Here is a 17,674-nt window from a genome sequence, read left to right as displayed (position 1 = left end):
ACAAGGAGGGGTTTGTTATGTCAAAAAAATTTTTATTAGGATTGGTAGTTACAGGTGGGGTTGCCGCGTATACAGCTTCTAAATTAATTTCTGAAAAAACGAAACAAGATATTAAAGAACATTTGGAAGAAAAAGCTTTAGATGTACGTGATCGCGTGTTAGAGTATAAGGCTTACGCTGAAGACGCTAGTATTGATTTAAAAGATAAAATGGTTGATTTTGATGAAATGAAAAATAATCTAAGTGATAAATTTTCTGAAAAAAGTGAATTATTAATGAGCCAGGATGCGTATGTTAATGCTAAAGATGCATTAATTAATGCAAAGAACGATTTGAAAAACAAATTAGCTATGGAATCAGACGATATATTTGAACAAATGACTGATTTAACAGATGAGTTTTCAGACTTAGCTGAAGAAGACATCTATGTTGATAGCAAGAGTGCTTTTGGCGAAGCTAAAGATGCTGATGCTGCAGAAGGCAAAGCTGAAACAATTTATCCAGATGGATGGACAGGCGAAAAATAAAAGTAAAATGAGTACCACAATTTTTAATGCGAACTATTTGAATTAATTAACTTTAAAATAATAGGTAACCACATGTTGTTCGAAAAGGAGTAGCATATGGTTACCTATTATTTTAGTTAAGACTCGTAGTTTATGGAATATTTAAAAATAAAAACCCCTAAAGTTTTCTAACTTTAGGGGTTTTTATTTTTATTAGTGTAGTTCAATTGTTTTTAATGTTTTTGGTGTAACTGTAAATGGTTCATTACCGTTTTCAGTTAGATAAATGCAGTCTTCAATACGAACGCCAGCAACGCCTGGAATGTAAATACCAGGTTCTATTGAGAAACACATACCTGGTTTAAGTTCCATTTTATTTCCTTCCATAATTGAAGGGAATTCATGTTCACTTTGTCCCATACCATGACCAAGGCGATGAATAAAGTAGTCACCATAACCAGCCTTGACGATGACATCACGAGCAATTTTATCTAAATCTTCCGCAATCATACCTGGTTTAGCAGCAGATTGCGCTTTTAATTGCGCTTCAAGACAAACTTTGTGAATTTCTAATGCTTTTTCATTTGGTTTACCGAATGCTACAGTACGACTAGCATCTGAAATATAACCATCTGAGATAACACCTAAATCAAATAATGTTAAAGCATTTGATTGGATAAGATCCTTTTTTGCAAATCCATGAGGTTCAGCGGCATTTTTTCCACTTTGAACAATAGTGTCAAAGCTCATATGCATGATTCCTTTTTTCATCATTGCATATTCAATTTCTGCAACAACATCTTGTTCAGTTCTGCCTTCTTGAAGAGCGTTAAAGCCAACTTCAAAAGCAACATCTGCCCATTTTCCAGCAATTTTTAATTTTTCAATTTCGTCTGGTGTTTTAATTACTTTAAGTGTTTCGATAAAGCTTGTTGCATCAGCTACAAATTCAGCACTTGGGAAGATACGACTAATAGCATCATATCTTTCAACTGTTAGGCTGCCTTTTTCAATAGCCCATTTCTTTGGTGAATTTTTACGTTTATTTATTTCACTTTGTATGATTGCGAAAGCATCTTCGTGATCAAGATAACCATAAACGGGATATTTCCAGCCGGTATCTTTGGCAGCTTCGACTTCAAGAGCGGGTGTGAATAAAAATGGGTCTTGATCAGGAAATACAAAGAGAGCTAAAACGCGCTCAATAGGATCACTTTCAAAACCGGTAAAATATTGAATACTCATTGGATCGTTGATATAAGCAATGTCAGTACCATTATTGGCAAGCCATTGTTGTAAAGATGCAATATGTGACATGAAATCTCTCCCTTTACAATAGTATACTGTATTATAGCATAAGTAAGACATAACAATTAAATATTGAAATTTTCATAACAATTAAAAATTGAAATTTTCATAATATAAAAATTATTTTCATGAAAATAAGGTAAAAACGCTTGCAATTGTCTTAAAAATTTGCTAAATTATTCTAGTGCTTGAAAACGGAATGAAAACTTGATATTTAAGTAATGAGAGGAAATAATACTAATGGATAAACAAACAATTACAATTTATGACGTAGCAAGAGAAGCAGCTGTTTCAATGGCAACTGTTTCACGTGTGGTTAACGGTAACCCTAACGTTAAACCTGCAACAAGAAAAAAAGTTTTGGAAGTTATTGATCGACTTGATTACAGACCTAATGCTGTTGCTAGAGGATTGGCAAGTAAGAAAACGACAACAGTTGGGGTTATTATTCCCGATGTAACTAATATTTACTTTTCATCATTAGCTCGTGGAATTGATGATGTTGCAACAATGTATAAATATAATATTATTTTAGCTAACTCTGATCAAAATGGTCAAAAAGAAGTGCAAGTATTAAATACATTATTAGCTAAACAAGTTGATGGTATTATTTTTATGGGAAATCAAATTACTGATGAATTACGTGCTGAACTTAAGAGAAGTCGTACACCAGTTGTCCTTTCAGGTTCAGTTGATCCTACTGGAGAATTAGGTAGTGTTAATATTGATTATATTGCAGCTGTAATGGAATCAGTAACGGATCTAATTAATAATGGCAATAAACGTATTGCATTTGTTTCAGGTTCAATGGATGAACCCATTAATGGCGAATACCGACTAAAAGGCTATAAATTAGCTCTTGAAAAAGCCGGAATAAAATTTGATCAAGACTTAATTTTTGAAACAGATTATTCATATCGAGCTGGCGAAACCTTATGGCCAGCAATTTCTTCAAGTCATGCAACTGCTGCTTTTGTTGGTGATGATGAATTAGCTGTTGGTGTTTTGAATGGTGCTCGAGATGCTGGTTTGAGTGTACCCGAAGATTTTGAAATTATTACAAGTAATGATTCAAAATTGACTGAGATTGTTAGACCCAAATTATCTTCAATAACACAACCTTTATACGATTTAGGGGCTGTATCTATGAGATTATTAACAAAATTAATGGATAAAGAAGAAGTTAGTGAAAAAACAATCCAATTACCATATGGCTTAATTAAGCGTTCTTCAACAAAATAATATAATAAAAAACTTGGTTTTCTAAATTATATTTGGAAAATCAAGTTTTTATTATACTTGGATGGGAAATTTTATGAAAAATAAAAATAATATTTACTTTGTTTTAGCCTTATTAATTATTGTAATTCTGTTTATTAGTTCTTCGGAAACGTACAAGCAGCAGACATCTATTCCTTTTTTAGAAAAGTATTTAGCTGGTAAACCATTTGAAAGTATGTTGTCACATATTTCATTTAGTTATGCTGGAGCAGATGAAAGTTTTAACCATGTTGGTTATTTTAAATTAGTTGAGTTTTTCATCCGTAAAACTGCTCATTTTATGACATATTTCTTTATGGCTAGCTTCATATTCTTGGGAGTGAAAAATAAAATTAAGTATTGGCGTTACAGTGGGCTTATTGCAGTTGCTTGTGCAGCGCTATATGCAGGACTTGATGAAATTCACCAAAGTTTTACAGGTGGCAGAACGCCCTTAATCCAAGATGTTTTACTTGATACAATTGGTGCAACAACAGGTGTAATTTTGACGATATTAATTTTAATGTACTATCGGCACAAAAAAGCTAAAGAAAACTAGTTCAGTCCTATTCTCGTGAAGAAGGTTGATATTAAGCTATTATTTTGATATCATAATAAACGGTTAAAAGTAAAAATTCAGAAACATTTCGGAAAGAGGTAGGGAATTATGTCAGGACATTCAAAATGGAATAACATCCAAGGTCGTAAAAATGCACAAGATGCTAAACGTGGTAAAATTTTCCAAAAATTATCGAGAGAAATTTACATGGCTGCAAAAAGTGGTGGTCCTGATCCCGATTCGAACCCCTCATTACGTTTGATGCTTGATAAAGCTAAAGCTGCAAATATGCCAAAAGATAATATTAAACGTGCTATTGATAAAGCGTCTGGTTCAGAAGGTGCAGATTATGAAGAAATTACATATGAAGGCTATGCACCTGGTGGCGTTGCCATCTTAGTTCATACCTTGACGGATAATCGTAATCGGACTGCTTCAGAAGTTCGTATTGCATTTACACGTAATGGTGGAAATTTAGGAGAAACAGGTTCAGTTAATTACATGTTTGATCGTAAAGGTTACATCGTTATTTCTCGTGAAGAATTAGATACTGATGAAGATGCTATGTTTGAAGATGTTATTGATGCTGGTGCTGAGGATTTGAAAACATCAGAAGAATTATTTGAAATCTATACAGATTCAAAAGATTTACCAGATGTACGTGCTTCATTAGAAGCAAAGGGATACAAATTAGATACATTTGAATTAGTAATGATTCCTCAAAATCTAGTACCAGTACCGGAAGATAAAATTGAACAATTCCATCATATGATTGATGCATTGGAAGAAAATGATGATGTTTCAGAAGTGTTCCATGCTGGTGATATTGCAGACGAAGATTAAGATACTCTCTATAATAAAGAGATAAGTCATCTTAAAAAGTTAGAAATTAATTAAATATAAAAATATGAAAAGCCAAAATTAAATGTTTTGGCTTTTTTTGCGTACTTAAATATATGGAAAGGAGGGATATTGAGATGATTGAAACAGAAATACAAGAAATGATTAAAATATGTGTTAAAAACAGAGCAAGTGATATGTATATAATTCCAAGTGCCAAGGGATGCTTAGTTAAGTATCGAACGTTGAATAACTATCATAGCCTTAATGTATATTCAGAAAAAAAGATGATACAAATGAATAATTTTCTTAAATTTAAGGCAAATATGATTCTGAGCGAAACTAGGCGGCCGCAGTTTGGGACTTTTCAATGGCAGATAGAACATAAAAAGGTAAATTGCCGAATTTCGAGTGTTGGCGATTTTTTAGGTAGAGAATCGATTGTTATACGATTTATTTATTCGAATACCGATGTACCGTTACTTCAACTTTTACCAAATCAATTTCAGCAGTTGATAAATGCATGTGGGTCCAGTGGGCTAATTTTATTCTCAGGTCCAATGGGTTCAGGTAAGACAACGACAATGTACCAACTGGCTGAAATGATTCAGAATCAAAGAACAATATTAACTATTGAGGATCCAGTTGAAATTCAAAATCCTAATTTTATTCAATTACAGGTTAATGATAAAGCAAACATGACATATGCGGAATTATTAAAAGTTGGATTGAGGCACCATCCTGATATTTTTATTATCGGTGAAATCAGGGATGAAGTCACTGCCAATGCTGCAATTAAAGCTGCAATGAGTGGTCATTTAATTTTAAGTACCGTACATGCAAGAAATGCAGTAGGAACAATTAAACGACTTGAAAATCTTGGCGTTAGTCGAGATGATCTCAATAGAACGCTACAGGCAGTAAGTTATCAGCGATTAATTGAAACAACGAAAGGTGGAAGCGGTGTACTATTTGATATATTAACAGGTCAAAAGTTAGAGTCTGTTCTTGAAGGAACATTTAATCAAAAAATAGCTTTAGAAAGGTGGCATGATAACCTTGATCAATGTATTAAGAAAAATATTATTACAATTGAAACAGCAAATAATTTTAAATAGAAGAAAATGGTCAATTCAAAAACAAAGTGAATTTTTCGAAGTCTTGGCAGACTTATTAGATTCGGGATTTTCGCTCAGGCAATCTTTAACAACGGCGACTAAATTATTTCCAGTTGGGAAAATAGATATTCAAAAAATTGAATCCAAGTTAAGAAGTGGTGAACCCTTCTCAACAGGTATCAAGCCGTATATTTCAAAAAGTTCGTATTATCAAATTACGATTTCTGAAAAATATGGCGGATTAAATAAAAGTATTAAACAACTCGGAAAATTGATGACGGTTAGAGTAAAACAAAAGAAACAGTTAAAGCAACTCATGCAATACCCAATGATTCTGATGGGATTACTGGTTGTCTTATATATCGGAATCCAACAATTTATTTTGCCTGAAATAAATTATAGTCAGTTAGGTGCGTCATCAAATTCTAACTTTAAAATGATTTTAATGAAGAGTATTATCTCTGTCGTAATTAGTCTATTTATCGGATATATCATAAAAATTATCATTCGTGTTTCAAAACAAAGTACGATGAACAGGCATGTTTGGTATTGTCAGGTCCCCATAGTAGGTAAAATTTATCGGGATTATTGTCATTATTATTTAACATTTAATTTGGGTCTGCTTTTAGCAAGTGGTTTAAATTTGAATAAAATATGTGATTATTTAAATCAATTTGATCAAAAATCTTTACTATATCAGTTAGGTAAACAGTTAACGAATCATTTTGAAAATGGTGGGAGTACAAAACAAATGATCGATAAAAGTCCTTTATTTCCTAATGAGATAACGACATTTCTCGCAAAAGGTAATACGTTAGATGTGATGAGCCAAGAATTATTAATGTATTCGGAATTAACTTATCGTAAATTTGAGTCATCTGTCGAAAGAATCATGATTTATGTACAGCCAGTTGCATTCATAATTGTAGCGGCCTGTATTGTTGGGTTGTATTTAACAATATTATTACCTATGTATCAAACTATGGAGGAAATTCAATGAAAAAAAATAGAAAAAAATTAAAAGCATTTACGCTTGTTGAAATGCTATGTGTCTTATTTATTATCTCACTTCTAATGTTGATTATATTACCTAACATTGGACATCAAAGAGCAGGTGCTAAACGGGTTAATGATGAAGCGTTAGTTAGCGTCGTCCAAACGCAGGTTGATTTGTATGAAAATGAAACGCATAATAAATCGATAAATTTTGCTGATTTAGTTTCGGAAAAATATTTAACTGAAAAGCAAGAAAAGGAAGCAAAAGATAATCATATTATTATCTCGAATAATGTTGTTAAAACAGAAAACTAAATTTAAAGCATTTAGTTTATTTGAAATGCTTATTTCGTTGGCAATTACTAGTATTTGTGGTCTATTGCTAATGGGGCCAATGGATCAAGTACTTGCGATATCTAAAGAAAAACAATTTTGGCAAAATTTTGAACAACTTTGGCAAAGTGCAGTGGTAGAGGCACCGATGAATCGGATGCCTAATAGTATTAATTTTAATGATGATAAAATGACCATTATTAATGGCAATAGTAAAATTAAATTAGACTATCCGAAGACTGTGACAGTTAAAAATAGAGTAACGATAAAAATAAATAAAAGTGGGCAAATCACTGGTAAAACAGTTAATTTTAAATCCACATTACCAAATAGAAATCAAAAAATAGTATTTCAAATTGGGTGGGGTCAATTTATTAGAAAGGATGTCGAATAACGTGCGTAAAATGTCAGGAATTGTGTTAGCTGACGCTATTATGACTTTAACTATTGTCGCATCAGGTTTTGGATTATATGTACAGACCAATCACACATTACAGAAACAAGAAGATTATTGGAATCATAAAACAACAACTACAAGAAATCTGAAAGAAATCAGTAAATTATTAGTCATTCATCCGACAAGTAAATTATCAAAAATAGTTGATGGCGAATTACAATGTGCTACTATGTCTGAAATTCGAATTAAGTCTGAAAATGATTTAACAAGTATTAAATTGCAATGAAAAGTTTTTCTTTGTTAGAAACTATTATTGCATTAGGTATATTTATCATCTCTCTTAGTCTAATGACAACATGTTGGCACTTATGTACAAATGAACACCAAGAAATTAGCGGAGATAGAGATTTTTCGTTACAGCAATGTATCGGATTATTGGAGTCAGATCACTTAGATTTGAAGATAATAGATGTTGGTCAATATACAATTTCATTAAAAAATAATAAGACAGGAGCTCGCTACTATCTTAGTCAGCATAATGAAATGATACAGTTTATTGGATTTTCAGGAGGTCATATACCAATTTTATATCATGTGAAATCATTTTCGGTGGCATACGATGAACCAATTCTATTTTTAAAAATCAAACAAGAACACCAAAATAAGACTTTAAAATTGGTAATACCTATGGAAAAAAAGGATTAAGATGCGAAAAATCAAATTATTAAACGGACATTTAGTTGTATCAGCCATATTTTGTTTAATGTTATTAATTGGTTTGTTATTGGGACAACTGATATATTTCCAAGCAAAATTCACTAGTTATCAGAAAATATGCCAATATAATCAAGCAGAAACTATGAAAAACATGACTATTTTAAATCAAAAAGCAAAAAATCTAAAAGAAAAATATACTTATAATTATGGTGTTGTTGAATATCAAAAAGGAGCCTATCAGGTTATTTTGAAGAATGGTAATCGATATTCTTTTTCAGAAAAATGATAAAAAAGAAACTTAACTTGAATTGAGAATTAAAAATCGTTAAACTGAAACGAGCAAATAAATTCAAGGAGTGATTTTATGTCATTAGAAGAAATAGAAATGAACTTTAATCAGATTAATGAAACAATTGATATTTTACAAAAAAGTTTAGAAATCACTTATTTGGACGCATTTATTGAGACTAGCAATAATTTGTTAGATAATAAATCTGTACACGTAGAAGATGGATTACCAAGTGAGCAAGATGTAAAAATTTTGAATCAGATTTATAAAAAAATGAATTTGAATGCCTTATCGTCAGAAGATGTACGTAAAGTTGTACAGTTAGTTTTATTGAAGGCAACAAGACAAGAAAGTATTCAACCTAATCATCAAATAACACCAGATACAATTGGATTTTTAGTTGCATTTGTATTAGAAAAATTAATAAGTACAAAAAAATCGTTTAGTTTATTGGACATTACAGTGGGATCAGGGAACTTACTGACGACGATTTTGAATCAAATGGCTGCTGATAAGTTTGAGATTTCAAAAGCATACGGGATTGATAATGATGATACAATGTTATCAATTGCAGGGTTAAGTGGACAATTACAACACTTAAATTTAGAATTATTTCACCAAGATGCGGTTGATGACCTAATTGTAAAAAAATCTGATGTTGTTATTGCTGATTTACCAATTGGTTATTACCCTCTAGATGAAAGAGTTACCCATTTTGCTACACATGCAACTGAAGGTCATTCATATGTACATCATTTATTAATAGAACAATCAATCAAATACTTAAATGATGGCGGTTTTGGCATATACCTTGTTCCTACTGGTTTATTTGAAACAGAGGAAGCAAAAAAATTACTCGTTTACATTCAATCAAATGCATATCTTCAAGGTATGCTCAATTTACCTGTGGAATTATTTAGTTCAGCTAATTCACGTAAATCTATTTTGATTTTACAGAAACATGGCGAAGGTAGTAAACAAGTTGATGAAGTACTATTAGGTGATTTCCCATCACTAAAGGGTGAAGAACTATTTCAGAGCTTTGTTAAAACGTTAGATAAGTGGATAAAGGCCAACTTTAATAATAAGTAAAGTGACTCATATTTTGAGTCGCTTTTTTTATTTAATTATAAAAAGAATAATTTCTTTAGAAATTAACATGTGTCATGTATAATCTACTTAATTACTATAGAGGGAGTTTGATATTAATGGCAGAAAAAAGTTCAGAAGATCAGCATGTTAGAGGATTAAAAAGTCGACATGTTCAATTAATTGCAATTGGTGGAACAATTGGGACTGGTTTATTCTTGGGAGCAGGTCAATCTATTCATTTGGCTGGGCCATCTATTTTATTGGCATATATTATTACCGGAATTGCATGTTTTCTTTTAATGCGTTCGTTAGGTGAATTACTGTTATCGAATGTGAATGCACATTCATTTATTGATTTTATTTATGAATATCTAGGTGAAAAGGTTGGATTTGTTGCTGGATGGACATATTGGGTCTGTTGGGTAACAATTGCAATGACAGAAATTACCGCAGTCGGGTTATATATGAAATTTTGGTTTCCTAACTTGCCGCAATGGATTCCTGGTATGGTTATGCTCCTTATTCTTTTAGGAATAAATTTAGTTACAGTGGGATTATTCGGTGAAACAGAATTTTGGTTTGCACTCATTAAAATTATTGCCATTATTGTGTTGATATGTATTGGCGTGTATATGGTAGTGGTAAACTTTAAAACTTCAGCTGGGCATGCCAGTTTGACGAATTTAGTAAGTCACGGTGGATTTTTCCCCCAAGGAATTAAAGGATTTATTTTGTCATTTCAAATGGTACTGTTTAGTTTTGTCGGTATTGAAATGGTAGGATTAACAGCTGCAGAAACTGAAAACCCAACAAAGGTTATCCCAGAAGCAATTAATGAAATACCCTTAAGAATTATTTTGTTTTATGTAGGATCATTATTGGCAATTATGGCGATTTATCCTTGGAATATGATTTCGGAATCACAAAGTCCATTTGTTCAAGTATTTGAAAATATAGGGATAAAATCAGCAGCCAGCATTATTAATATTGTTGTAATTACAGCTGCAGCCTCAGCTTGTAATGGGTCTTTATTTAGTACAGGTAGAATGTTGTTCTCGCTTAATTATAATAAAAAAAATAAATTTTCTAAAAAAATTAGTAAGTTATCACATAATCAAGTACCTGCATTTGCATTACAATTTTCGACTCTTGTGATTGCAATTTCAGTCGTACTGAATATGTTTATGGCTGAATCGGTATTTACATTTATTTCAAGTATTGCAACGACTTGTTTCTTGTTCATTTGGGGAGCAATTGTAATTGCACATTTGAAGTATAGACGAAAAATAAAACTAGAAAAAACAGAATCAATGCTAGTATTTAAAATGCCTTTCTTTCCTGTTACAAATTATTTAATTCTATTATTTCTAACTTTTGTAGGTATTGTGCTATGCTTAAAACCTGATACATTAATTGCGCTGATTGCTTCAATTGGTTGGTTAATTGTACTCTATGTTATTAAAAGTGTTCAAATGAAGATGGAAAATTAAATTTTTGCTGAAAAGACCACGTGTGAGGGTCTTTTTTTGTATACTTAGGGCACAAATTAAAAGTAATTGTTGAAAATATTGTTTGATTTTGCTTCTAAAAACATTACAATTTAATAGTTAATTTCAGCGCGAGCAATACTATTTTCTGCATGCTATTTTTTGTAAAGGGTCATATAAATTCACTTGGACACGGTAAGCAGTATAATATAGGATATAGTATAACTAATAATGTTGAACCCACCTATTAGGAATTTGATGGTTAGAAAAGAACTTTAGGACAACCATAATAATATAGTTAGTGAAAAGAAAGTCAGTAAATAATCAAAATAAGGTGGATATAAACTAATGGAAAAAATAACGATTTTACATACAAATGATATTCATTCACATTTAGAAAATTGGCCTAAAATTAGGCGATTTTTACAATCTGAAAAAATAAAGCTTGAAAAACAAAATCAAACTGTTTTAACTTTTGATATTGGAGATGCAATTGATCGTGTGCACCCGTTGTCGGAAGCTACAAATGGCAAAGCCAATATTGAATTAATGAATACTGTAGCATATGATGCAGCGACAATTGGTAACAATGAAGGTATTGGTAATTCGCGAAGCCAATTACAACATTTATATGATAATGCAAAATTCGACATTATCCTTGATAACGTGGTAGATGGAGAAGTTAATAATCGTCCTGCATGGGCCAAAGAATATAAAATAATGGAAACTGCAGCTGGAACTAAAATTGGAATAATTGCCTTGACAGCACCATTTCCAATGACGTATGAGATGAATGGTTGGGAATCTAATCAAATTGATACCGTTTTACCTTCACTTTTAAAAAAAATAGCAGGTAAAGTAGATGTTATTATTTTGTTATCACATTTAGGTTTACCTGTAGATAGAAAAGTAGCTGCAAAGTATCCTCAGATAGATATTGTATTAGGAAGCCACACACATCATTTATTGAAATCCGGTGAAAAAGTTAATGAATCATTATTGGCCGCAGCTGGTAAGTGGGGGATGTACGTGGGCGAAGTAGCGATTGAACTTGAAAATCATAAAATTAGAAAAGAAGTTGCTAAAGTAATTGAAACAGAAAGTTTAGCAGAAGTTATAAGTGACCAAGACGAAATAGCAGAATATAGATTACGCGGAGAAAAAATTTTAACATCTGAAGTTGTTGCAAAATTGCCTGAAGATTTAGAAGCATCATGGACTAAAAATTCAGCATTAATGCAGACATCATTGAAAGCCATCGAAGCGGGTACAAAAACGGATATTGCAATGTTAAATGGTGGATTATTTTTGAAAAATTTACAAAAAGGATTTGTAACAAAAAATGACCTGCATCAAACACTGCCACACCCAATGCGGGTTATTACTGCTAAATTAACTGGTTATAATCTATGGCGATTAGTACAAGAAATTAAAAAGAATAGTTCATTTCTTAAGAAATTCCCAATTAAAGGGATGGGTTTTAGAGGCCAATTATTTGGTGAAGTAGTGATTGATGGACTGGTAGAACAAGAAAATGGGGACCTTATATATCATAACGAAAAAATTGACTTGGATGCATATTATACTATTGCAACAGTTGATCATTTTATGTATATACCGTTTTTTCCAACCATAGAAATAACCGGAGAAATTTCGATAAATGGCAAGAAATTTTTAAGAGATTACGTTGGGGACTATTTAAAACTAGAATTTTCTGTATAATGAAGTATGACTAAAGTTGTAAAAGGAGGTTTGAGATTTGAATCAAGCACAGAAAGAAAAGAGAGAACAGCAACTTGCAATAAAAGCAGAAAAAATTAAAGCTTATGCTAGTGATGTTGTTCGACAGAGTGAAACCCGAGTACTAATCGATAACCGTCCATATGATCTTGTTTCCAATTATAGAGATGGTTTTGAAATTGAAAAATTAACGGAACGATTTAGCCAAATTTTAACGAAATATGATTATATTGTTGGAGACTGGGGATATGATCAACTTCGATTAAGAGGTTTTTATAAAACCGAGAATAAAAAGGCATATCGGTCACAATGTATCGATACTCTTGAAGATTATTTATATGAATATTGTAATTTTGGATGTTCTTATTTTGTGTTGCACAATTTGGAAATTCAAAAACCTGAACCAATTTCTAATCCTAAAGAACGTAAAAAAACAGTTAAACCAGTTGGTAAGAAAAGAAAACCTGTAGTAAGGGCGCACACAACTGAAAAAAAATATCAAATAAAAAATAAAAAAACTAAAGTACCATTAAACAAGTCTAAACCAGTAAAACCACAAAAAAATAATTTAAAAACGGCAACAAAACGAACAAAGAAACACGAATTTGTAATTAGGCAAAAAGATAAAGCATAATTAAATAGGCAAGGTGATAATAATGGCATATAAAGGTTATATGATTGATTTAGATGGTACAATCTATCGAGGAAAAGAAAAAATTGCGGCAGCAAAACGATTTATCGAGTCTCTACAAGCAAGAAATATTGCATTTTTATTTGTGACTAATAATACGACTAAAATACCAGCTGATGTTGTCAATAATTTAGCAAATAATTTTGATATACATGTAACTGAGAAAGAAGTCTATACGGCGGCACTTGCAACTGCAGATTATCTAGATGCGTTAAACCCTGATAAAAGAAGTGTTTATATTATTGGTGAAAACGGATTAAAGAAAGCAATTATGGATAAAAAATTTATTATTGAGGAAACGACGCCTGATTATGTTGTTGTTGGGTTAGATTCCGATGTTACGTATCATAAATTTGAAATGGCAACTTTAGCAATCAAACGTGGTGCTAAATTTATTGGAACAAATGCTGATACTAATATTCCGAATGAACGTGGACTACTTCCTGGTGCTGGATCGCTGGTAAGGATGGTTGAATGTACAACACAACAAGAAGCTACTTATATTGGTAAACCTGAAACTATCATCATGGAAAAAGCCCTATCAAGACTTGGCTTGAAGAAAAGTGAAGTTGTGATGGTTGGAGATAACTACATGACAGATATTAAAGCCGGAATTAACTTTGGGGTTGATACAATGTTAGTCTATACGGGCGTTTCAACAAAAAACTTAGTGGCATCTAAAAAAGTTCAACCAACTATTCAATTGGATTCACTTGATGATTGGGACTTTGATAATGATAGAGCGCGTTAAAAAAATGGGACAGTGGCTAAGTTTATATCTAGCGATTGTCTCTTTTTCTATTATATTGGTAATTAATAGTACGTTTGTTTATAAAATTTTTATCAAGCAATCACATTTGAATAAAATTGTTGGGTTAAACCAATCAGAATTAATGTCTGATTATAATAATTTATTAGACTATTTTAACTATCCTTGGGTAAATAAAGTAAAAATGATATTGCCTTCATCATATAATGGGATGCAACATTATCATGATGTTAAACAATTGGTGCAGTTTAATTATGGTTGTTTTTTAATTTTAGGATTTATTGCAATAATATTTATTGGTCAATTAACAAAACAAAAGGAATTATGGAAATTGGTAAGACCTTTTCAGATGGCTATTACTGTTCCTTTTCTTAGTGTATTTTTACTTTTCTTTAATTTTGATCATTATTTTATACTATTTCATGAGCTCGTGTTTAGAAATAATGATTGGATATTTAATCCTAAACTAGATCCAATCATTTTGGCATTACCAGAAAATTTTTTTATGATTTGTTTTCTAATGGTCTTTTGTCTAATTGAGATGTTCTTTTTAGTTGGTATTTACTTTGGTAAGAGAGAAATTAAACGTAGTAATTAAAAAAACGAGACACCAGTGAAAATGGCGTCTCGTTTTTTTATTAGATTAAGATAGAAAGGGTGGGATATTAATAGCTAGTTATTTACTTAATTTTGACTTAATACCACTAAATACAGCTGGAATTAAGGAAATTAGTATGATTCCCAATACGACTAAAGAAAAATGTTCCTGTACGATTGCAATGTTTCCAAAGAAAAATCCAGCAGAACAACAAATGGTGACCCATGCAAATCCGCCAATTAGACTAAAGCGTAAGAAGCGAGAGTACTTAAATCCGCTACCACCAACGATGAAGGGAGCAAGCGTACGAATAATAGGCATGAATCTTGCTAAAATAATTGCGGGTCCACCATGTTTATTGAAAAATTGTTCTGTTTTATCGAGACTATCTTTGCTAATCATTTTATTAAATAATGAATGATCTGAAATTGAGTTCCCTACTTTTTTTCCAATAAAGAAATTTAGTGAGTCTCCCATGTACGCTGCAGCAAGAAAGAGGATTACAAATATCCAAATATTCAAATGATAAATTGAATTTGCTGCTAGAGCACTAGCTGCAAATAAAAGTGAATCACCAGGTAGGAAAGGTAAAATAACCGCTCCAGTTTCTATGAAGATAATAAAAAATAAGATAAGATAGGTCCAATTTCCAAAGTTGTTCACAATACTAATCAAGTGTGTGTCTATATGTAAAACAAAATCTATAAAAAAGTTTATGACAGACATAATATTAAATACCCCTTAAGTTCTATTTTTTTAATAATGTGGATTCATTAGTTGCGTACTATGAATAGTTCGATTAATATTTGGGTTTATAAAATTTAGGGCACTAGTTACGGCAGTCGGTGCTTCACCAAATCCTGAAGCAATTAGTGCTATTTTACCAGGGTATGAAACAATATCTCCTGCGGCAAAAACACCGGGAATGGAAGTTGCCATTTCAGAATTTACCGAGATTAGTTTCTTATCCATATTTATACCCCAAGCATTAATAATTTTATTATCGGATAAGTAGCCATAATTCACAAGTAAATTATCAACAATTATCGTTTTATTAAGATTATTTTTAGAATGTTTTAGCAAAATTTCAAGGCGACCATTCTTTTTAGAAAGTGATTGTATCGAAAAGGGAGTTTCAAATATAGTATCAGTTTTTTTGAGTTTTGTGACATTGTACTCTAGAGCTCTAAAGTTATCTCGACGGTGAATCATATGAATTTGTTTTGTAATGTTCGATAGCTCATTTGCCCAATCGATAGCAGAATCACCACCGCCAGCAATAGCAATTTGTTTATGAGAAAATTTAGAAAGGTCACTAATATTGTAAAATAATGATTCATTCTCGAATGTTGCTGAATTAGCAATATTTAATTTACGTGGCTGAAAAGAACCAATTCCAGCCGTAATAATAATTGTTCTACTATATGTAACCCGTTTAGAAGTTTGAATCCTAAAAATATCATTCTCTTTTTCGAAATTTAAGACGGTCTCATTTAATTTAACGTCAAAGTCAAATTGGTGAGCTTGCCTTGAAAGTTCCTTAATTAGATGTTCACCTGATATGCCAGTGAATCCAGCTATATCATATATTTTTTTCGTTGGATATAATGTACCAACTTGTCCACCAATGTCGGGAAGACTTTCAATAACTTGAGTTTTAGCTTGGCGCATGTGCGCATAAGTTGAAGTAAATAGTCCGATGGGTCCGGCACCAATGATAGTAATATCAAATATTTCATTTGTTGTCATAACAGTCTCCTAGCATTCCATTTAATAGCATTATAATAGTATAACGCATAAAAAATATAAAGTAATAGTAAAATAGAGTGAAATTGGGTACAATGGAATCAATAAAGTTTGAATAGGAGGAACATAGTTATGACATACCCACAATTAGACTTAGAACATGTAGTTGGACCAAAAGTTAAAATGATTACGAATTACGGTGATATAACGATTCAATTATTTCCAGAACAAGCACCTAAGACGGTAGAAAATTTCATTGGACTTTCAGAAAATGGATACTACAAAGACGTTATTTTTCATCGAGTGATTTCTGATTTTATGGTTCAATCTGGTGATCCAACAGGATCTGGAATGGGTGGTGAAAGTATTTGGGGTAAATCGTTTGCAGATGAATTTTCTTCTGAACTTTTTAACTTAAGAGGTGCTTTATCGATGGCTAATTCTGGACCATCAACAAATGGTAGTCAATTTTTTATTGTCCAAAATTCGAATGTTCCTGAACAGATGATTGGACAATTAAAGGATGCAAATTATCCTGAAGAGGTAGTCGTAGAATATAAAAAAGGTGGAACTCCTTGGTTAGATTTTCATCATACAGTATTTGGACAAGTTGTTAGTGGAATGGACATTGTTGATAAAATTGCGGGTGCAAAAACAGCTATGCAAGATAAACCAGTTGAACCAATTGTAATTGAAGATATGATAGTAACAAAATAAAGAGGATGAAAGTCCTTTTTATTTTGGCCGTTTTTACCGAAAGATTGAGGAGTATAAATGAAATATAGAATTGGACAAATTATTGTAGGAACTATAACAGGTATTCAATCATATGGTGCTTTTGTAACAATTGCGGATGGAGTTCAAGGCTTAATCCATATTTCGGAATGCCATAACGGTTATGTGGATAACATATTGAATTATTTAAAAATAAATGAAAAAATTACGGTTAGGATTATTGATATTGATGAATATAACAGTAAAATGAGTTTTTCAATTAGAAATTTTACTAAACAAAATAGTAATCTTAAAAGTACAGGTATTAAAATAAAACATAAATATTATTGGACAAATAGGTCTATAGATACAGGGTTTAAAGCAATAGATGATAAAATGGATTTTTGGATAAGCCAACAATTAAGAGATATTCACAGAAATAGACTTGACCAAGAAAAAGAAAGCTGATATATTTAATAAGTGCTATTGAGGCGATAATGAATATCGCAAATAA

The 17,674-nt window shown here is 31.5% G+C and carries 22 protein-coding genes; 19 read left to right on the top strand and 3 right to left on the bottom strand.

All coding sequences use genetic code 11. The annotated features are described in order from the left end of the window. Nucleotides 1-17 precede the first annotated feature (17 nt). Nucleotides 18-527: a hypothetical protein gene (locus tag AC1RPR_RS07115; protein ID WP_409022765.1), complete on the top strand. Its 510-nt coding sequence runs from the start codon at nucleotides 18-20 to the stop codon at nucleotides 525-527. A 192-nt stretch (nucleotides 528-719) separates the two neighbouring features. Here AC1RPR_RS07115 and AC1RPR_RS07110 read toward each other — a convergent pair whose 3' ends face one another. After that, nucleotides 720-1,823, bottom strand: coding sequence for a M24 family metallopeptidase (locus tag AC1RPR_RS07110; RefSeq protein WP_481761823.1), 1,104 nt, complete (start codon nucleotides 1,821-1,823; stop codon nucleotides 720-722). 231 nt (nucleotides 1,824-2,054) lie between these two features. Between AC1RPR_RS07110 and ccpA the strand changes: the two genes are divergently transcribed. From ccpA to AC1RPR_RS07030, 16 genes are all read left to right on the top strand, one after another. After that, a complete protein-coding gene (ccpA, locus tag AC1RPR_RS07105) occupies nucleotides 2,055-3,056 on the top strand; it encodes a catabolite control protein A (protein WP_409022763.1) in 1,002 nt (333 codons plus the stop codon). A 73-nt stretch (nucleotides 3,057-3,129) separates the two neighbouring features. Next, nucleotides 3,130-3,633, top strand: a complete 504-nt coding sequence (locus AC1RPR_RS07100) for a VanZ family protein (RefSeq protein ID WP_481761822.1) — start codon at nucleotides 3,130-3,132, stop codon at nucleotides 3,631-3,633. Nucleotides 3,634-3,741: 108 nt separating this feature from the next. Then, entirely contained in the window at nucleotides 3,742-4,476 is a 735-nt protein-coding gene (locus tag AC1RPR_RS07095; protein ID WP_481761821.1) for a YebC/PmpR family DNA-binding transcriptional regulator, read from the top strand. 134 nt (nucleotides 4,477-4,610) lie between these two features. Next, nucleotides 4,611-5,591: a competence type IV pilus ATPase ComGA gene (gene comGA / locus AC1RPR_RS07090; RefSeq protein ID WP_481761820.1), complete on the top strand. Its 981-nt coding sequence runs from the start codon at nucleotides 4,611-4,613 to the stop codon at nucleotides 5,589-5,591. Beyond that, a complete protein-coding gene (gene comGB, locus AC1RPR_RS07085) occupies nucleotides 5,533-6,591 on the top strand; it encodes a competence type IV pilus assembly protein ComGB (RefSeq protein ID WP_481761819.1) in 1,059 nt (352 codons plus the stop codon). The genes comGA and comGB overlap by 59 nt, the downstream gene beginning before the upstream one ends. Continuing rightward, nucleotides 6,588-6,902 (top strand): competence type IV pilus major pilin ComGC, encoded by a 315-nt coding sequence (gene comGC, locus AC1RPR_RS07080; RefSeq protein ID WP_409022758.1) that lies wholly within the window; start codon nucleotides 6,588-6,590, stop codon nucleotides 6,900-6,902. The genes comGB and comGC overlap by 4 nt, the downstream gene beginning before the upstream one ends. Continuing rightward, entirely contained in the window at nucleotides 6,880-7,314 is a 435-nt protein-coding gene (locus AC1RPR_RS07075) for a prepilin-type N-terminal cleavage/methylation domain-containing protein (RefSeq protein WP_409022757.1), read from the top strand. The genes comGC and AC1RPR_RS07075 overlap by 23 nt, the downstream gene beginning before the upstream one ends. 1 nt (nucleotide 7,315) lies before the next feature. Next, on the top strand, nucleotides 7,316-7,603 hold the full coding sequence (locus AC1RPR_RS07070; protein WP_409022756.1) for a hypothetical protein: 288 nt from the start codon (nucleotides 7,316-7,318) through the stop codon (nucleotides 7,601-7,603). Next, nucleotides 7,600-8,022 (top strand): competence type IV pilus minor pilin ComGF, encoded by a 423-nt coding sequence (locus AC1RPR_RS07065; RefSeq protein ID WP_481761817.1) that lies wholly within the window; start codon nucleotides 7,600-7,602, stop codon nucleotides 8,020-8,022. The genes AC1RPR_RS07070 and AC1RPR_RS07065 overlap by 4 nt, the downstream gene beginning before the upstream one ends. Nucleotide 8,023: 1 nt before the next feature. Continuing rightward, on the top strand, nucleotides 8,024-8,320 hold the full coding sequence (locus tag AC1RPR_RS07060; protein WP_481761816.1) for a hypothetical protein: 297 nt from the start codon (nucleotides 8,024-8,026) through the stop codon (nucleotides 8,318-8,320). Between the two features lie 78 nt (nucleotides 8,321-8,398). After that, the gene (locus tag AC1RPR_RS07055; RefSeq protein WP_481761815.1) at nucleotides 8,399-9,415 is read left to right on the top strand and encodes a class I SAM-dependent methyltransferase; all 1,017 of its coding nucleotides are present in this window, start codon (nucleotides 8,399-8,401) and stop codon (nucleotides 9,413-9,415) included. A gap of 116 nt (nucleotides 9,416-9,531) precedes the next feature. Next, nucleotides 9,532-10,905 (top strand): amino acid permease, encoded by a 1,374-nt coding sequence (locus tag AC1RPR_RS07050; RefSeq protein WP_481761814.1) that lies wholly within the window; start codon nucleotides 9,532-9,534, stop codon nucleotides 10,903-10,905. Nucleotides 10,906-11,250: 345 nt separating this feature from the next. Further along, nucleotides 11,251-12,624, top strand: a complete 1,374-nt coding sequence (locus AC1RPR_RS07045) for a bifunctional metallophosphatase/5'-nucleotidase (RefSeq protein WP_481761813.1) — start codon at nucleotides 11,251-11,253, stop codon at nucleotides 12,622-12,624. Nucleotides 12,625-12,661: 37 nt separating this feature from the next. Then, nucleotides 12,662-13,276 carry a YutD family protein gene (locus AC1RPR_RS07040; protein WP_481761812.1) on the top strand — a complete coding sequence of 205 codons (615 nt, stop codon included), beginning with the start codon at nucleotides 12,662-12,664 and terminating at the stop codon, nucleotides 13,274-13,276. 22 nt (nucleotides 13,277-13,298) lie between these two features. Next, nucleotides 13,299-14,084, top strand: coding sequence for a TIGR01457 family HAD-type hydrolase (locus AC1RPR_RS07035; protein WP_481761811.1), 786 nt, complete (start codon nucleotides 13,299-13,301; stop codon nucleotides 14,082-14,084). Next, nucleotides 14,068-14,700 carry a TIGR01906 family membrane protein gene (locus AC1RPR_RS07030; RefSeq protein WP_481762413.1) on the top strand — a complete coding sequence of 211 codons (633 nt, stop codon included), beginning with the start codon at nucleotides 14,068-14,070 and terminating at the stop codon, nucleotides 14,698-14,700. The genes AC1RPR_RS07035 and AC1RPR_RS07030 overlap by 17 nt, the downstream gene beginning before the upstream one ends. 78 nt (nucleotides 14,701-14,778) lie before the next feature. Here AC1RPR_RS07030 and AC1RPR_RS07025 read toward each other — a convergent pair whose 3' ends face one another. After that, a complete protein-coding gene (locus AC1RPR_RS07025) occupies nucleotides 14,779-15,417 on the bottom strand; it encodes a VTT domain-containing protein (RefSeq protein ID WP_481761861.1) in 639 nt (212 codons plus the stop codon). A 39-nt stretch (nucleotides 15,418-15,456) separates the two neighbouring features. Further along, nucleotides 15,457-16,449, bottom strand: coding sequence for an NAD(P)/FAD-dependent oxidoreductase (locus AC1RPR_RS07020; RefSeq protein ID WP_481761809.1), 993 nt, complete (start codon nucleotides 16,447-16,449; stop codon nucleotides 15,457-15,459). 129 nt (nucleotides 16,450-16,578) lie between these two features. Between AC1RPR_RS07020 and AC1RPR_RS07015 the strand changes: the two genes are divergently transcribed. Together AC1RPR_RS07015 and AC1RPR_RS07010 are read left to right on the top strand one after the other, a co-directional pair. Beyond that, entirely contained in the window at nucleotides 16,579-17,163 is a 585-nt protein-coding gene (locus AC1RPR_RS07015; RefSeq protein ID WP_481761808.1) for a peptidylprolyl isomerase, read from the top strand. Between the two features lie 57 nt (nucleotides 17,164-17,220). Further along, nucleotides 17,221-17,628: a CvfD/Ygs/GSP13 family RNA-binding post-transcriptional regulator gene (locus AC1RPR_RS07010; protein ID WP_481761807.1), complete on the top strand. Its 408-nt coding sequence runs from the start codon at nucleotides 17,221-17,223 to the stop codon at nucleotides 17,626-17,628. Nucleotides 17,629-17,674 lie beyond the last annotated feature (46 nt).

The organism is Dellaglioa sp. CoH-57-MRSF-22 (assembly GCF_056781895.1).
Note: the sequence above shows the minus strand (reverse complement) of the source record. Positions and strands in the feature narration are given on the sequence as shown.